This is a genomic window from Vogesella mureinivorans (assembly GCF_007644035.1).
GTDB lineage: Bacteria > Pseudomonadota > Gammaproteobacteria > Burkholderiales > Chromobacteriaceae > Vogesella > Vogesella mureinivorans.
In genome coordinates this window covers 1-335 of record NZ_VMTV02000695.1, presented here as the reverse complement: position 1 = coordinate 335, position 335 = coordinate 1, and the positions used below count along the sequence as shown (strand labels likewise).

At 56.1% G+C, this 335-nt stretch carries 1 protein-coding gene; it reads left to right on the top strand.

Annotation, left to right across the window (positions count from 1 at the left end; all coding sequences use genetic code 11):
* Positions 1 to 335 (top strand): hypothetical protein (locus FLQ44_RS17785; RefSeq protein WP_206208958.1); only part of this gene is annotated, 335 nt, incomplete at both ends.

Sequence of the window (335 nt, the reverse complement as noted above, 5' to 3'; positions counted from 1 at the left end):
GCCAGACGGCAGAGAAAGCCCTGCTGCAGGGCAAGCCACTGTCCGCGCTCGACTGGAAGTTTTTCTTCTTCTCATGGTGGAAGAATCCGCAGTACGCAATTGACCCGGTAGAGCCGCTACCTCAGCGCTTAGTTGAATACTTTGCTGAGATGGAGGCAAAGCACGGCGTTGTCGTCAACGAGCGCCAAAAGGCCTGGTATTACGCCAAAGAAAAGACGCTCGGCGACGACATGAAGCGCGAATACCCGACCATACCGGCGGAGGCGTTCCAACAGTCGGTCGAGGGTGCTTACTACGCCAAACAATTCCGCTGGCTCTACACCAACAAGCGGATC